This window comes from Sphingobium abikonense NBRC 16140, assembly GCF_001598335.1.
Classification (GTDB): domain Bacteria; phylum Pseudomonadota; class Alphaproteobacteria; order Sphingomonadales; family Sphingomonadaceae; genus Sphingobium; species Sphingobium abikonense.
In genome coordinates this window covers 22,730-40,330 of sequence record NZ_BCYT01000015.1, presented here as the reverse complement: position 1 = coordinate 40,330, position 17,601 = coordinate 22,730, and the positions used below count along the sequence as shown (strand labels likewise).

Annotated in this window: 8 protein-coding genes; 6 read left to right on the top strand and 2 right to left on the bottom strand. The window is 63.8% G+C overall.

Translation table 11 applies throughout. The features are described from left to right. Positions 1-38: 38 nt before the first annotated feature. Positions 39-2,174, bottom strand: a complete 2,136-nt coding sequence (locus tag SAB01S_RS14210) for a TonB-dependent siderophore receptor (RefSeq protein WP_062733787.1) — start codon at positions 2,172-2,174, stop codon at positions 39-41. 235 nt (positions 2,175-2,409) lie between these two features. Here SAB01S_RS14210 and SAB01S_RS14205 point away from each other — a divergent pair, with 235 nt between their 5' ends. The 6 genes from SAB01S_RS14205 (at position 2,410) to rpoC (ending at position 16,337) form a co-directional block, all read left to right on the top strand. After that, positions 2,410-3,717: an MFS transporter gene (locus SAB01S_RS14205; protein ID WP_062733743.1), complete on the top strand. Its 1,308-nt coding sequence runs from the start codon at positions 2,410-2,412 to the stop codon at positions 3,715-3,717. Continuing rightward, positions 3,714-4,631 (top strand): cysteine synthase A, encoded by a 918-nt coding sequence (cysK, locus tag SAB01S_RS14200; protein ID WP_062733742.1) that lies wholly within the window; start codon positions 3,714-3,716, stop codon positions 4,629-4,631. Before SAB01S_RS14205 ends, cysK begins: the two co-directional genes overlap by 4 nt. Before the next feature lie 10 nt (positions 4,632-4,641). Further along, a complete protein-coding gene (locus tag SAB01S_RS14195; RefSeq protein WP_062733740.1) occupies positions 4,642-5,982 on the top strand; it encodes a cell wall hydrolase in 1,341 nt (446 codons plus the stop codon). A gap of 71 nt (positions 5,983-6,053) precedes the next feature. Further along, complete coding sequence (locus SAB01S_RS14190; RefSeq protein ID WP_062733739.1) at positions 6,054-7,382, top strand: aminotransferase class V-fold PLP-dependent enzyme; 1,329 nt, start codon at positions 6,054-6,056, stop codon at positions 7,380-7,382. Positions 7,383-7,724: 342 nt separating this feature from the next. Next, positions 7,725-11,888 (top strand): DNA-directed RNA polymerase subunit beta, encoded by a 4,164-nt coding sequence (gene rpoB, locus SAB01S_RS14185; RefSeq protein WP_021226319.1) that lies wholly within the window; start codon positions 7,725-7,727, stop codon positions 11,886-11,888. Positions 11,889-12,050: 162 nt separating this feature from the next. Next, positions 12,051-16,337: a DNA-directed RNA polymerase subunit beta' gene (gene rpoC / locus SAB01S_RS14180; protein WP_021226320.1), complete on the top strand. Its 4,287-nt coding sequence runs from the start codon at positions 12,051-12,053 to the stop codon at positions 16,335-16,337. A 133-nt stretch (positions 16,338-16,470) separates the two neighbouring features. Here the strand turns inward: rpoC and SAB01S_RS14175 are convergent, their stop codons facing one another. Then, positions 16,471-17,376 carry a polysaccharide lyase gene (locus tag SAB01S_RS14175; RefSeq protein ID WP_218016156.1) on the bottom strand — a complete coding sequence of 302 codons (906 nt, stop codon included), beginning with the start codon at positions 17,374-17,376 and terminating at the stop codon, positions 16,471-16,473. Between the last annotated feature and the right edge of the window lie 225 nt (positions 17,377-17,601).

Below are 17,601 nucleotides of genomic sequence, written 5' to 3'. Positions count from 1 at the left end.
GGGCCGACCGTTCGAAGACGTGCCGGCCCCACGTGCGATCAAAAGCGATAGGTTGCACCGATAGTGAAGTTGCGCGGCGGGCCGTAGCGATATTGGCTGAACGAGCCCATATTGCTGTAGAATTTTTCATCGAACAGATTGTCGACATTGGCCTGTAGCTGCAATTGCGGCGTCACCGCATAGCGCGCCATCAGCGCAACCAGCGTATAGCCGTCCTGCTGGAAACGGAAGGCGGCACCGGTGATGGGGTTTGTGCCATCTGAATAGGCCTTGCTCCGATAATTGACGCCGCCGCCGATGGTGAGGCCGGTGAGCGCCCCGCCCAGATCATAGGTTGTGAAGATCTTGAGCAGCTTGCGCGGCTGGTCCGTGTTGGCGGGGACATCGTCCGCATCCTCGGCCTTGAACTGGCTGTAGCTGGCATTGACGTTCCAGCCGGGCATGGGCTGCCCAGTGGCTTCCAGCTCGAACCCCTTGCTGACCACGCCCGCCGCCGCGCGATAGGGCTGGAACAAGAGCCCATCAACGATGACCTGCGGCCCGTCCACCTGACCCAGATTATCCTGTTCGATGCGGAACAGCGCGATGGAGGTTTGCAGCGCGTCGCCGAAGAAGCTGCTCTTGAGCCCGATTTCATAGGCGTTGCCGTCCAGCGGATCGAGCAACCGGCGTTCCCGGTCATAGAGATTTTGCGGCTGAAAAATCTTGGTGTAGCTGGCGTAGACGCGGTGGTTGGGCGTCACGTCATAGAGCGCGCCGACATAGGGGATGATGACATTGTCATCGCCATAGTCGCTGGTGGTGCCCCAGGCATAGCCGGTCTGTTTCCAGCTGGCGATGCGGCCGCCCACTATGAGCTTGAACGGATCGGTGATGTTGAGGCGCATGGCACCATAATAGCCGGTCTGCTTGATCCGTTCCTGCTCGTTGCGCACCGGTGTCGTGCCCCAGACGGGTTCGGGATAGGGCACTCCTTCCTGACCGATCACCGGCAAGTCGGTAAGCCAGGGCAAGGGTGCTTCGAAATTGTCGGTATGACGCTTGAGGATGCTGTGCAGCGCGCCGATCACCACTTCATGGTCGCGCCCGAACAGTGGCACCAGCCCCTTCAATTGCGCGTCAAAGCTGTTCTGGATGCTCTGCCCTGACGATTTGTAGGGATTGGTGCCGTCCATCGTGCCCGTGTCCTTGTCGACCGTGCCGTAGAGATAGAGGAGCTGGGTATCGGCGATGTTCTTCAGGCGATTATAATTGACGCTGAGGGTCCAGCGATCGCCAAATTCCTGACGCACCGTGGCGAAGATATTCTGGTTGGTGGTGCTCCAATAGGTCCAGTCCGCCGAGGTGGTCTGCGAACGCGGCAGGTCCGTCAGCGTGCCGTCACTGTAGAAGGTGGGCAAAGACCCCCACAGGATGCCGCGCGGCTTGGTATCCTGATGGCTGATGCCCGCGCGCACCAGCGTGCTGTCGGTAAGGTCCGCGTCCACCACGCCATAGAGCACCCACTTCTTGCGATGCTGGATGTCGATATAGCTGTCCCCTTCCTCGTAGCGCCCGACCACGCGCGCACGCACGCGACCATCGGCGGTCAGCGGACCAGCAACATCGGCGGACAGGCGCCAGGTATCCCAGCTGCCGATGCTGGCGCTGGCATAGCCGGTGAGTTCGGTCGCGTCGGCATGTTTGCGCACCAGGTTGACCGAGGCCGAGGGGTCGCCCGCGCCCGACAGCAGGCCGGTCGCGCCCCGGACGATTTCCACCCGTTCGTAAATGGAGACGTCGATGCTGGTTTCGCCATTGCCGCCCGCCAGCGTCCAGGCCGCCGGGACGCCGTCGACCTGCGTGTTACGGATTTCGAAGCCGCGCGCGAAGAAGGTGTTGCGCACATCATCAAATTCATTGGCGGCAACGCCCACCGCATTGGTGATGACGTCCTTCACCGTGATGAGATTCTGGTCGAGGATGCGCTGCGCGGTCATGATGCTGACCGACTGCGGCGTCTCAAGCGTGGTGAGGCCAAGGCCAGTCGCGGTGTCGATCTTGTTCGGCAGCGTGTAGGTCCCGGTCACGACGATGGTGTCCTCGTCAGGCGCCGCGTCGGGCGTCTGCGCGAAACCCGGCCCGCTCAGGGCGCATAGAGCGGCGGTCGATGCCCAGGCGATTGTCCGTATCATGATGCGATGGTCCCCCATTCCTGTTCGTGGCCGTCCGCTAAATGGAATGAGAGTGATTTGCAATAGCTTTTGATTGTGGTGATGGCGGCATCCAACCTCCGGCACTCCGTGCAGGATGAGAGGCCACTCATAACCGGCCTTATGCAAGGTGCGCGGAACATGCCGCGCAGCGGCTACAAGGCGGATGCCGTTCGCGCCCGTTGCCCGGCCCCTACTCCCCCGCTAAGGCGCGGGCATGACCGAGCCTGATGCCCTGCCCCGCCATCCGCTGCGCTTTCCCAATTTCCGCGCCTATCTGATCGGCCGGCTGGCGGCGGTGCTGGCGCAGTATGGCATGATGATCGTGCTGGGGTGGCAAGCCTATAATATCGCGCGCGAGACGATGACGACCGCCGGCGCGTCGGCGCAACTGGGGCTGATCGGGCTGGCGCAGTTCCTGCCGCTGTTTTTTCTGACGCCGGTCACGGGATGGGTGGCGGATCATTTCGACCGCCGGATCATCACGCGGATTACGCTGACCGTGCTGGCGACGGCATCGGGGCTGCTGGCCTTTGCGACCTATGAAGGCTGGGTCAGCCTGCCGCTGATATTCGGCATGGCGGTGATCGTGGGCACGGCGCGCGCGTTCAATGGCCCGGCCTATGGCGCGCTGGCCCCCAATCTGGTGCCGCTGGCCGTGCTGCCCAATGCGATCGCCATTTCCTCGGTCGCCTGGCAGGCGGGGATGATCGCCGGGCCGGCATTGGGCGGCTATGCCTATGCGGCGACGCCCTGGGGCGCCTATGCCCTGGCGGCGGGCCTGTTCACCGTCGCGCTGGGCGCGATGCTGCTGATCGGTCCGGTGCCGCAGCCGCCGCGCCAGACGGGCCGCCACCCGATCCGCCAGATGATCGACGGCTTTGCCTATGTGAAGGGCAACCGGCTGGTGCTGGCGACGATCACGCTGGACCTGTTCGCCGTCCTGCTGGCCGGTGCGACGGCGCTGCTGCCGGTCTATGCCCGCGACATATTGCATGTGGGATCGACGGGCCTGGGCCATTTGGCGGCGGCGCCGGGCATCGGCGCGGCCGTGACGGCTTTGTGGTTTTCGTTTCGCCCGATGAAGAGCGAGGTCGGGTTGAAGATGCTGGGCGCGGTGATCCTGTTCGGCATCGCCACCATCATATTCGGGTCCACCGCCTTCTTGTCGCGCGACATCGCGATGCCCGTGGCGCTGGGCGCGCTGGTCGTGCTGGGCGGCGCGGACATGGTGTCGGTATTCGTGCGCCAGTCGCTGGTGCAGCTGCATACGCCCGACGCGATGCGCGGGCGCGTATCAAGCCTGTCGCAGCTCACCATTTCCGCGTCCAACGAACTGGGCGAGGCGGAATCGGGTTTCCTGGCCGCGTTGGTAGGGCCGGTGGCGGCGGTGATCGGTGGCGGCGTCGGCGCGATCATCATCACGCTTCTATGGTCGCGACTCTTTCCAGAATTGCGCCTTGCACGTAGCTTCGATCCACCCGACATCGGGCGCGCGGAAATCAGCCAGGAGAAGGCATCATGAAAGCAGCCACGATACTCGAAACCGTCGGCAACACGCCGCACATCCGGATGCAGCGCCTGTTCGGCGAGGCCGAAGTGTGGATCAAGTCGGAACGGTCAAACCCCGGCGGGTCGATCAAGGACCGGATTGCGCTCGCCATGATCGAAGCGGCCGAAGCATCGGGCGAGCTGAAACCGGGCGGTACGATCATCGAGCCGACATCGGGCAATACCGGCGTTGGCCTGGCCATGGTGGCGGCGGTCAAGGGCTATAAGCTGGTGCTGGTCATGCCCGAAAGCATGTCGATCGAGCGGCGGCGGCTGATGCTGGCCTATGGCGCCAGTTTCGACCTCACCCCGCGCGAAAAGGGGATGAAGGGCGCGATCGAGCGCGCGCTGGAGCTGGTCGGCCAGACGCCGGGCAGCTGGATGCCGCAGCAATTCGAGAACCCCGCCAATATCGACGTGCATGTGCGCACCACCGCGCAGGAGATCCTGGCCGATTTCGCCGATGCGCCGATCGACGCGCTGGTGACGGGCGTGGGCACGGGCGGCCATATCACCGGCGTGGCCGAGGTGCTGAAAAAACAATGGCCGTCAATGAAGGTCTTTGCCGTCGAACCGACGCTTTCGCCGGTCATCAGCGGCGGCCAGCCCGGCCCGCACCCGATCCAGGGCATCGGCGCGGGCTTCATTCCTGCAAATCTCCACACGCAGCTGCTGGATGGCGTGGTGCAGGTCGATCCAGCCGATGCGAAGGATTATGCCCGCCGCGCCGCGCGCGAGGAGGGAATGCTGGTGGGCATATCGTCCGGCGCTACGCTGGCGGGCATCGCGCAGAAGCTGAAGGACATGGCGCCGGGCAGCCGGGTGCTGGGCTTCAACTATGATACGGGCGAGCGATATCTGTCCGTGCCGGATTTCCTGCCGGAATAAGCCGATCCGCATGGCCGCGCGCGCCGACGCCCCCTCCCCGCTCGCCTGGATCGCCTGGGCGCTGATCCTGATCGGCCTGCCCATGGCGGTGGCCGGGTGGGAGACGCGCTGCCGGGACGTGGCGCACGGGCCTGAACAGGCACGCGGCCGCGTCGCGCGCATCGAGCAGCCGCCCAGCCCGCCGCCGCCGGTCGAGCCGGTGGAGGTCTATGCGCTGGAACGGGACGAGGCGCGCCGGTTCAACGCGGCGGTGCCCTTCTCCAAACTGGCCAACCCGGCCGCGCGGCCGTTCGTCTTTGCCGGATCGCCCGAGGATCTGGCGCGCGCAGTCGATTGCCTGGCAGCGGCGCAAATCTACGAAGCGGGCGACGATGCCACCGGTGAGCAGGCGGTGGCACAGGTGGTACTGAACCGCGTGCGCCATCCCGCCTTCCCCAAGACGGTATGCGGCGTGGTGTTTCAGGGGCAGGAGCGGCGCACCGGTTGCCAGTTCACCTTCACCTGCGACGGCGCGCTGGGGCGCACGCCGGGCGCGGCGGCCTGGGACCGGGCGCGCGCCATCGCCAGGGCCGCGCTGGCGGGCAAGGTCTACAAGACGGTGGGCTATGCCACCCATTATCATACCGACTGGATCGTGCCCTATTGGAGCGGCAGCCTGGACAAGATTGCGGCGGTGGGCACGCATCTTTTCTTTCGCTGGCGCGGATGGTGGGGGACGCCGCCCGCCTTTCGCTTCGGGCGGCAGGGCGGTGAACCGCTGATCGGCAAGATCGCCCGGCTGTCGCCCGCACATGAGGGCGGCGAGGTGCCGACAATGGCGCAGGACGCGCCGATCGGCACGGCGGGCGGCCTGGAGGCACTGGTGACGCAGCCGCGCAAGGCGATTGGTGCGGATATGCTGGGCAAGTCGGTCGCGGGCGTGAAGCTGGCGGTGCTGGGGCCGGACGGCAAGAGTTTCCTGGTAGAACTGCCGGGCGGCGGATCGCCCGACAGCTGGCCTGCGCTCGCCCGCACATTCTGCGCCGGGCGGCTGGAATGCCGGATCATGGCATGGAGGGCGGGCGCGACACCGGCGAAGCTGCCGCTGACCGATCCGCAGCTCGATGCGATGAGCTTTGCCTATATCCATGACGCGGGCAGCGGATTGCAGCGCGCGCTGTGGAATTGCGAGCAGACGCCCCGGCCCAAGGACCAGTGTATGCGGCGGCGGGTGACGCCTCCTTCCTCACCGGCCCCTGCCCCGCCCGCCGATGCCGGGCTGGCCGGGGTGCGCAAGAAGGAGCGGTTCGAAACGGTGACGATCGCGCCCTTGGCCGCGCCATCGCCCACATCCCAGTCGCGACAGGAATAAGCGGCGAATGCCGTAGCGGATACCGCGATTGTTCTCGTTACGGTATAGCATCACGACAATATGGGGGCTTCATGGTTACGCGACGGCATTTTCTGGGGGGATCGGCCGGCGCGGTCGGGCTGGCCATGGGCGTGGCGGGCAGTGCGCAAAATGCTGGCGCGGCGGACGACTGGCCGGTCGATCCGCCCTTTCGCTTCACCGGCGACATGGACGATTTCGACGCGGCGCAGAGTGCGCTGGCGGCGCTTTATGATGTGCGGCGGGATTTTGCGACATTCGATGCGGCCTATTATGGCGCGATGACCCGGCCGGTGCAGGCGGCCTATCAGGCGCGGTCACATTGGGTGAATCGCAACCATGCGCTGTTCCTGCGCGGCGGATCGCCGGGGCATCCGCGCGACTCCGAACTGGATGCCTCGCGCGCAGCGGTGGCGCGGATGCTGGGTGCGGGGACGGACGAGATCGCCCTTTCGGCCGGCGGCACGGAGGCGCTCTATGCCCTCATCGCCAATTATGCGCCTTTGCAGCCGGGCGACGCGGTGATCTACGCCGATGTCGATTATGACGAAATGCAGTTCGCCTGCGACTATCTGGCGCAAAGCCGGGGGGCGCGGCTGGTGCGGTTCAACCTGCCCGAACCGCATAGCGAGGCGAATATCCTGGCCGCTTATGACAAGATATTGCGGGATACGCCGCGTGCCAAATTGCTGCTGCTCACCCATTTGTCGAACCGCAACGGGCTGGTGCCGCCGGTCAAGGCGATCGTCGCCATGGCCAAGGCGCGCGGCGTCGACGTCTTTCTGGACAGCGCGCAGGCGGTGGGGCACCTGCCCTTCACCGTCGCCGACACGGGCGCGGACTTTATCGGCTTTTCGCTGCACAAATGGTTGGCCGCGCCCTTGGGTACGGGCGGCATCTATATCGCGAAGGATCGGTTGCAGGACATAAAGCCATGGCTGGGCAATCGCATCCATGATGCCGATGACATTCGGGCGCGCATCCCGACCGGGACGGTCGATTTCGCCGCGCGTCTGACCGTGCCTGCGGCCATCGCGATGCAGGATGCGATCGGGCTGGAGGCCAAGCATCGCCATCTGCTGCGCCTGCGCGATTATTGGGTGGATCGGGTGCGTGACGTTCCGGGGCTGGAGATGCTGCTGCCCGACGAGCCGGGGCGCTATGGCGCAGTGAGCGCATTTCGGCTGCCGGGCATGCACGGGCCGGACGACGCGAAGAAGGCCGCCAGGCTGTTCCTCGACAAATATCGCCTGCTGGTGATGGCGAAGGCGGGGTTGGCGAGCGGACCGGTGCTTCGAGTGACGCCTGCCCTGTTCAACGGCAGCGCCGAACTGGACCGACTGGTGGCGGCGATCATCGCCGAGCGCGGCCTGTTTGCCTGAGCAGGCCGATGAAACCGATGGAGACTTTACGCGTTCCCCCTCTTCACAAGTCCCCTGCCCCTGACTATATGGGCGGTTCGAAAGTCGGCGAATGATGGCCCATGGCCCTTGTACGCCGCGCCCGGATCGCTCGGGAGCCTTGGCCGCGTTGCGCACGGCCGGTGGCAGGAATAGGGCGATTTCCCCGGGTTACTCAGACGCTGCAGTGCGGATCGGACAGTCCCGGCCCGCACTTTTTTGCGTGGGCTGAACGGGGCGAATCGCCTCTTTCCCGCTCATGGATCGGCTGAATTTTCGCTGCGATGCGAAAATATGCGACGAATTACTCAAGGCAGGACACGCATGGCGACCAAGGCTCTTCCCCCCATCAGCAACACCGGCGCGAAAAAGCGCATCCGCAAGGTGTTCGGCGACATCCACGAAGTGGTGCAGATGCCGAACCTGATCGAGGTTCAGCGGGAGAGCTACGAACAGTTCCTGCGGTCCGACCCCAAGATCGGCTATGTTTCGGGCCTGGAAAAGACGCTGCGCAGCGTGTTCCCGATCCGCGATTTCGCCGGCACGGCCGAAATGGACTTCGTTCATTACGAGCTGGAAGACCCGAAATATGACGTCGAGGAATGCCGTCAGCGCGGCATCACCTACGCCGCCCCGATGCGCGTCACGCTGCGCCTGATCGTGTTCGAAGTCGACCAGGATACCGAGACCCGCTCCGTGCTCGATATCAAGGAGCAGGACGTCTATATGGGCGACATGCCGCTGATGACGGGCAACGGCACCTTCATCGTCAACGGCACCGAGCGCGTGATCGTCAGCCAGATGCACCGTTCGCCGGGCGTCCTGTTCGACCATGACCGCGGCAAGACCCATTCGTCGGGCAAATATCTCTTCGCCGCGCGCGTCATTCCCTATCGCGGGTCGTGGCTGGACTTCGAATTCGACGCCAAGGACATCGTCAACGTCCGCATCGACCGCAAGCGCAAGCTGCCGGTCACGGCGCTGCTGTATGCGCTGGGCCTCAACGCCGAGGAAATCCTGGCGCAATTCTACAACAAGGTCGTGTTCCTGCGCGGCGAAGGCGGTTGGCAGATTCCCTATGTCGCCGAAGCCTGGCGCGGCATGAAGCCGGCGTTCGACATTGTCGACGCCAAGTCGGGCGAAGTCGTGTTCGCCGCCGGCCAGAAGATCAGCCCGCGCGCCGCCAACAAGGCGGAAAAGGATGGGCTGGAAACGCTGCTCATTCCGACCGAGGAAGTCTATGGCCGCTACAGCGCCTATGACCTCATCAACGAGAGCACCGGCGAAATCTATATCGAGGCGGGCGATGAAGTTTCCCCTGAGAACCTTGAAAAGCTGGACAAGGCGGGCATCGACCGGCTGGAGCTGCTGGATATCGACCATGTGTCGACCGGCCCCTGGATCCGCAACACGCTCAAGGCCGACAAGGCCGAGGATCGCGATCAGGCCCTGTCCGACATTTATCGCGTGATGCGCCCTGGCGAGCCGCCGACGAAGGAAACCGCCGAAGCGCTGTTCGCCGGCCTGTTCTTCGACCCCGAACGCTACGACCTGTCGGCGGTCGGCCGCGTCAAGATGAACATGCGCCTGGATCTGGACGCCGAGGACACCGTCACCACGCTGCGGACCGAGGATATCCTGGCCGTGGTCAAGGAACTGGTGAACCTCAAGGACGGCAAGGGCGAGATTGACGATATCGACAATCTGGGCAACCGCCGTGTCCGTTCGGTCGGCGAGCTGCTGGAAAACCAGTATCGCGTCGGGCTGCTGCGCATGGAGCGCGCGGTCAAGGAGCGCATGTCTAGCGTCGATGTGTCGACCGTGATGCCCAACGATCTCATCAACGCCAAGCCCGCCGTGGCCGCCGTGCGTGAGTTCTTCGGCTCGTCGCAGCTCTCGCAGTTCATGGACCAGACCAACCCGCTGTCCGAAGTCACCCACAAGCGCCGCGTGTCGGCGCTTGGGCCGGGCGGTCTGACGCGCGAGCGCGCGGGCTTCGAAGTCCGCGACGTTCACCCGACCCATTATGGTCGCATCTGCCCGATCGAGACGCCCGAAGGCCCGAACATCGGTCTGATCAACAGCTTGGCGACCTTCAGCCGCGTCAACAAATATGGCTTCATCGAAACCCCCTATCGCAAGGTGGTCGATGGCAAGGTGTCGGGCGAGGTCGTCTACCTGTCCGCCATGGAAGAGGCCAAGCACACGATCGCCCAGGCGAACGCGGAACTGACCGAGGATGGCGGCTTTGCCGAAGACCTGATTTCGGCGCGTGAAGCGGGCGAATTCCTGATGGCGCCGCGCGATCACATCACGCTGATGGACGTCAGCCCCAAGCAGCTGGTATCGGTCGCGGCCTCGCTCATTCCGTTTCTGGAAAACGATGACGCCAACCGCGCGCTGATGGGATCGAACATGCAGCGCCAGGCGGTGCCGCTGGTCCGGGCCGAAGCGCCGTTCGTGGGCACCGGCATGGAAGGCACGGTTGCGCGGGATTCGGGCGCGGCGATCACCGCCAAGCGCGCCGGCATCGTCGACCAGGTCGATGCGACCCGTATCGTCATCCGCGCCACGGGCGATGTCGAACCCGGCCAGTCGGGCGTCGACATCTACACGCTCCAGAAGTTCCAGCGTTCCAACCAGGACACCTGCATCAACCAGCGCCCGCTGGTGAATGTCGGCGACCTGATCGATGCGGGTGACGTCATCGCCGATGGTCCGTCGACCGAGTTTGGCGAGCTGGCGCTGGGCCGCAACACGCTGGTCGCGTTCATGCCCTGGAATGGGTACAACTATGAAGACTCCATCCTGATCTCCGAGCGGATCGTGAAGGATGACGTCTTCACCTCGATCCATATCGAGGAGTTCGAGGTCATGGCCCGCGACACCAAGCTGGGGCCGGAAGACATCACCCGCGACATTCCGAACGTCGGCGAGGAAGCGCTGCGCAACCTCGACGAGGCGGGCATCGTCTATATCGGCGCTGAAGTGGAGCCGGGCGACATCCTGGTCGGCAAGATCACGCCCAAGGGCGAAAGCCCGATGACGCCGGAAGAAAAGCTGCTTCGCGCGATCTTCGGTGAAAAGGCAAGCGACGTGCGCGACACATCGCTGCGCCTGCCGCCCGGCGTCGCCGGCACGGTTGTCGAAGTGCGCGTCTTCAACCGCCACGGCATCGACAAGGACGAACGCGCCATGGCGATCGAGCGGGAGGAAATCGACCGCCTGGCCAAGGACCGCGAGGACGAACGCGGCATCCTCAACCGTGCGACCTTCAACCGGTTGCAGGAAATGCTGCTGGGCCAGACCGCTTCTGCCGCGCCCAAGGGCGTCAAGAAGGGCGTCGTCATCGACGAGGCGCTGCTGAACGAGGTCGAGCGCCATGAATGGTGGAAGTTCGCGGTCGAGGACGATCAGCGCCAGGCCGGCATCGAAGCCGTCAAGGCGCAGTATGACGAAGCGGTGAAGCTGATCGTCGAGAAGTTCGAGGATCGCGTCGACAAGCTGCAGCGCGGCGACGAACTGCCCCCGGGCGTGCTCAAGATGGTCAAGGTGTTCGTCGCGGTGAAGCGCAAGCTGCAGCCGGGCGACAAGATGGCCGGCCGTCACGGCAACAAGGGCGTCATCAGCCGCATCCTGCCGATCGAGGACATGCCGTTCCTGGAGGATGGCACGCATGTCGACATCGTGCTCAATCCGCTGGGCGTGCCGAGCCGCATGAACGTCGGTCAGATCTTCGAGACGCATCTGGGCTGGGCCGCGCGCGGCCTGGGCCAGCAGATCAAGCATGCGCTGGAAGACTGGCGCGAGGCCAATCCGAACGCGGAAGCGGGCGCAATGCCGGACGCGGTCAAGCAGCGGCTGCTCGACGCCTATGGCGAGCAATATGTCGACCAGATCGAGCGGCGCGACGCCGGGCAGATCATCGACCTGGCCGAACATCTGGGCCGCGGCGTGCCGATGGCGACGCCGGTGTTCGACGGCGCGCGGGAAGCTGACGTGTCGCGGATGCTGGAGATCGCCGGGCTGGACGCATCGGGTCAGTCGGACCTGTATGACGGCCGCACGGGCGACAAGTTCGACCGGAAGGTGACCGTGGGCATCATCTATATGCTGAAGCTGCACCACCTGGTCGACGACAAGATCCACGCGCGTTCGATCGGCCCCTACAGCCTCGTCACCCAGCAGCCGCTGGGCGGTAAGGCGCAGTTCGGCGGCCAGCGCTTCGGGGAAATGGAAGTGTGGGCGCTCCAGGCTTATGGCGCCGCTTACACGCTCCAGGAAATGCTGACGGTGAAGTCCGACGACGTGGTCGGCCGCACCAAGGTCTATGAGGCGATCGTCAAGGGCGACGACACGTTCGAGGCCGGCATTCCCGAAAGCTTCAACGTCCTCGTCAAGGAAATGCGCTCGCTGGGCCTCAACGTCGAACTCGCCGCGATGGACGAGGTCGAGGACGACGACGGCATGGCGCAGGCGGCGGAGTAAGCCGGGCCAAATGCAATTACCGTTCGGCCTGAGTAGCCATTGAGCGAAGTCTAAATGGCGTATCGAAGGACCCTTCGATACGGGACTTCGACAAGCTCAGTCCCTACTCAGGGCGAACGGACGAAGATTTGAACCTCAAGCCTTTGGCTTAGGAGCTAAAAAATGAACGAACTGACCAACTTCGCCAACCCGGTCGCCAAGCCGGAAACATTCGACCAGATCCAGATCGGCCTTGCCTCGCCCGAGCGCATCCGCAGCTGGTCCTTCGGCGAGATCAAGAAGCCGGAGACGATCAACTATCGCACGTTCAAGCCCGAACGTGACGGCCTCTTCTGCGCGCGCATCTTCGGTCCGATCAAGGATTATGAGTGCCTGTGCGGCAAGTATAAGCGCATGAAGTACAAGGGCATCGTCTGCGAGAAATGCGGTGTCGAAGTCACGGTGTCGAAGGTCCGCCGCGAGCGGATGGGCCATATCGAACTGGCCGCCCCCGTCGCGCACATCTGGTTCCTGAAGTCGCTCCCCAGCCGCATCGGCCTGCTGCTCGACATGCAACTGAAGCAGCTGGAGCGCGTCCTCTATTTTGAATCCTACATCGTCACCGAGCCGGGCCTCACCCCGCTGGAAAAGTTCCAGCTGCTCACCGAGGACGAGCTGCTCGACGCGCAGGACGAATATGGCGAGGACGCCTTCTCCGCCGGCATCGGCGCCGAGGCCGTCAAGCAGATGCTGATGGACCTCGACCTGGAAGGCGAGAAGCAGATCCTGCTTGAGGAACTGGCGACGACCAAGTCGGAGCTGAAGCCCAAGAAGATCATCAAGCGCCTGAAGGTCGTCGAGAGCTTCCTGGAATCGGGCAACCGGCCCGAATGGATGATCCTGGACGTCGTGCCGGTCATCCCGCCGGAATTGCGCCCGCTGGTTCCGCTGGACGGCGGCCGCTTCGCGACATCGGACCTCAACGACCTGTATCGCCGCGTCATCAACCGCAACAATCGCCTCAAGCGCCTGATGGAGCTGCGCGCGCCCGACATCATCGTGCGCAACGAGAAGCGCATGTTGCAGGAAGCGGTCGACGCCCTGTTCGACAATGGCCGTCGCGGCCGCGTCATCACCGGCGCTAACAAGCGTCCGCTGAAGTCCTTGTCCGACATGCTCAAGGGCAAGCAGGGTCGCTTCCGCCAGAACCTGCTCGGCAAGCGCGTCGACTATTCGGGCCGTTCGGTCATCGTGACCGGGCCTGAGCTCAAGCTGCACCAGTGCGGGCTCCCGAAGAAGATGGCGCTCGAACTGTTCAAGCCCTTCATCTACGCCCGCCTCGACGCCAAGGGTCTGTCCATGACCCTGAAGCAGGCGAAGAAATGGGTCGAGAAGGAGCGCAAGGAAGTCTGGGACATTCTGGACGAGGTGATCCGCGAGCATCCGGTGATGCTGAACCGCGCGCCGACGCTGCACCGCCTGGGCATCCAGGCGTTCGAGCCGGTCCTGATCGAGGGCAAGGCGATCCAGCTGCACCCGCTGGTCTGCTCGGCCTTCAACGCCGACTTTGACGGTGACCAGATGGCCGTTCACGTCCCGCTGAGCCTTGAGGCCCAGCTGGAAGCGCGCGTGCTGATGATGTCGACCAACAACATCCTCTCGCCCGCCAACGGCAAGCCGATCATCGTGCCGTCGCAGGACATGGTGCTGGGTATCTATTATCTGTCGATGGAGCGCGAAGGCGAGCCGGGAGAAGGCATGCTGCTCGCTGACATGCAGGAAGTCCACCAGGCGCTCTATGCCAAGGCGGTGACGCTGCATTCCAAGATCGTCAGCCGCGTTCCGCAGACGGACGAGGATGGCAATCAATATATGAAGCGGTATGAGACCACGCCCGGTCGCATGCTGCTGGGCGAATGCCTGCCCAAGTCGCATCGCGTGCCCTTCGACGTCGTCAACCGCCTTCTCACCAAGAAGGAAATCGGTGACGTCATCGACCAGGTCTATCGCCATACTGGCCAGAAGGACACGGTGCTGTTCGCCGACGCCATCATGGCGCTGGGCTTCCGCCACGCGTTCCAGGCCGGCATCAGCTTCGGCAAGGACGACATGGTCATCCCCGACAGCAAAGTGACGATGGTCGATGAGACCAAGGCGCTGGTGGCCGATTATGAACAGCAATATCAGGACGGCCTGATCACCCAGCAGGAAAAGTACAACAAGGTGATCGACGCCTGGTCGCGTTGCGGCGATCAGGTCGCCAACGCCATGATGGACGAGATCAAGGCCCAGCCCAAGGACCCCAAGACGGGTCGGATGGCGCCGATCAACTCGATCTACATGATGGCGCATTCGGGTGCGCGTGGTAGCCAGGCGCAGATGAAGCAGCTGGCGGGCATGCGCGGCCTGATGGCCAAGCCGTCGGGCGAGATCATCGAAACGCCGATCATCTCGAACTTCAAGGAGGGTCTGACCGTCCTTGAATATTTCAACTCCACCCACGGCGCCCGCAAGGGTCTGGCCGACACCGCGCTCAAGACGGCGAATTCGGGTTATCTGACCCGCCGTCTGGTCGACGTCAGCCAGGACTGCACCGTCGTCGAGGAAGATTGCGGCACCGAAAAGGCGCTGGAGATGAAGGCGATCGTCCAGGGCGGCAGCGTCATCGCATCGCTGGGTGAGCGCATCCTGGGCCGCACCACGGCCGAGGACATTGTCGACACCAAGGACAATAGCGTGGTGATCCCCATCGGCACGTTGCTGGACGAAGCCATGATCGCGCAGATCGAGGCGATCGGCACGCAGGCGGTGAAGATCCGCTCGCCCCTTATCTGCGAAAGCAAGATGGGCGTGTGCGCCAAATGCTACGGCCGTGACCTGGCCCGTGGTACGCCGGTCAATATCGGTGAAGCGGTCGGCGTCATCGCGGCGCAGTCCATCGGTGAACCGGGCACGCAGCTTACCATGCGGACCTTCCACATCGGCGGCGCGGCGAACTTCAACGAAACGTCGAACCTGGAAAGCGTGGCGGACGGCACGATCGAGCTGCGCGACATGCCGACCATCACCGACAAGAATGGCCGTCGCCTGAGCCTCGCCCGCAACGGCGAGATCGCGATCATCGACAGCGAGGGCCGCGAGCGCGCGACCCATCGCCTGCCCTATGGCGCGACGATCCTGTTCGAAAATGGCGCCGCGGTGGCCAAGGGCGACCGGATCGCCGAGTGGGATCCGTTCACCATGCCGGTCATCACCGAAAAACCGGGCATCGTGAAGTATCAGGATCTGATCGACGGCAAGACGCTGACCGAACAGACCGACGAAGCAACCGGCATCGCCCAGCGCGTCGTCACCGAACATCGCGGTTCGGCCCGGTCGAAGGAGGATCTGCGTCCGCGCCTGACCCTGCTCGACGATCAGTCCGGCGAAGCTGCTCGCTACATGCTGGCGATCGGCGCGACCCTGTCGGTCGACGATGGGGCGCAGGTTCAGGCCGGTGACGTGCTGGCGCGTGTCAGCCGCGAAGCGGCCAAGACCCGCGACATCACGGGCGGTCTGCCGCGCGTGGCGGAGCTGTTCGAAGCGCGCAAGCCCAAGGACAACGCCATCATCGCCAAGGTGTCGGGCCGCGTCCAGTTCCTCAAGGATTACAAGGCGAAGCGCAAGATCGCCATCAATCCCGAGGATGGCGGCGAGCCGGTCGAATATCTGATCCCCAAGAGCAAGGTGATCGACGTTCAGGAAGGCGACTATGTCAAGCGCGGCGACAACCTGATCGGTGGTTCGCCCGACCCGCACGACATTCTGGAAGTGCTCGGCATCGAGCCGCTGGCCGAATATCTGGTCGCGGAAATCCAGGAAGTCTACCGCTTGCAGGGCGTGAAGATCAACGACAAGCATATCGAGACGATCGTTCGTCAAATGTTGCAGAAGGTTGAGATCACCGTGTCGGGCGACACCACCTTGCTGGTGGGCGAGCAGGTCGATCGCGAGGAAATGGACGAAGTGAACGCCAAGCTGGGCGCTGGCATGCAGCCGGCCGAAGGCAAGCCGGTGCTGCTGGGCATCACCAAGGCGTCGCTGCAGACCCGGTCCTTCATTTCGGCCGCGTCCTTCCAGGAAACCACCCGCGTCCTCACCGAAGCGGCGGTTCAGGGGAAGAAGGACACGCTCGTGGGCCTCAAGGAAAACGTCATCGTCGGCCGCCTGATCCCGGCGGGCACGGGCGCTGGCATGAACCGGATGCGGGTTGCCGCCTCGTCGCGTGACGCGGCGCTGCGGGCCGCGCTGCGGGCGTCGAACGAAGCACATCTGATCGCGCCCAAGACCGCTGCCGAGGAACATGCCGCCGAACTGGCGCAGGGTCCCGAAGCGGCGATCGGCAATGATCCGCTGGCGATGGTCGAAGGGGAAACCCACGGCACCGACGCGGACGCCGGCGATTATCTGCAGCAGAGCGACGAGGGCTGAGCCCTTTGAAAAGGACGGAGCCGCACCCTATCTAGAGTGCGGCTCCCAAGCCCCCGCGCCGTCACAGGCGCAAAAAGAGCCCGCCGATGCAGCAATGCGCCGGCGGGCATTTCTTATGTGCTGTAACCAGCTGTCAGCGGTCGAGCCGGATGTCGTCGAAATAGACGGTCTGGTGGCCGCTGGGATCGGCGCTGCGATAGCTGCCCAGCTCAAAGCCGAGCTTCGGACTGACGCCGTAGCGGGCGGGATCGAACCCCCATTCCACGGGCCGGTCGAACTTCTTGACGTCGTTGAGCCAGAAGCCGACGCGCCCGATCATCTCGCCATTCCGGTCATCCGATTGCAGGACGAAGGAATAGTCATTCCACTGCCCCTTGCGCACCTGGCCGCGGAACAGCACGCCCGCGTCGCGCTTGTCATAATATTTGAGATTCTGCGCGTCGGGGCTGCGGGCGACGATGATGAACTCCTCGACGCCGGGCGATTTATTCTTGCGTCGGGATTGCGGGACGATGCGTAGCGACAGGATCGGGCCGCCGGGGTTGACGCTCTTGACCTTGTTCACCTTCCCCTTTTCCTTGGGCTGGAAAATCTGGAAGTGAATCATCTGATGCGGGGGCGTGTCATAATCCTCGCCCAGCTTCATCGCGAAGCGGATGCGCGTCACTCGATCGTCACCAATGACCATCCGCCCCTGCTCGCCGCCCGGCAGCGGCTTATAATGGGACCAGAAGCTGTACATGATCTTGTTTTTCGCCGCGCCCTTGGCGCTGGGGTCAAGCGAGACGCGCAGGCAACTGGGCGGCGTATGGCACTCCTGTGACACGACCTCCGGCCGCTCCGCCGCGCGCGTGCCCTTGTCGATCGTAGCGCGAAATTCCTGATTGGTGCGCGGGTCGAGGATGGCGGTTGCGCCCTTGGCCTTCATGCTCTGCTTCTGGTCGAAATCCAGAGACAGGCGCTGCTGAGGCTGTGCCCACGCCGCTACGGCCATCAAGCCATATATGGGGAAGACATATTTGAGGCGTGTGACTCGCATAATCATATCCCGATCACCTTTCGTGCGATGGGATGGGAACGTGCACAGGCTCAAACTGATCCATGTGTGCACGACCTATGCAGAGAGACAGGAGGATAAAAATCCGGACCACGCGCTCCAGTTAGATAAAGTCTATCTATTTAATTGACATATAGGGCAGAAGGGCCTATCTGAATTGAGCATTCCCGAGGCGACGACGTCAGGGCATTTAGGTTGCCGAGGATG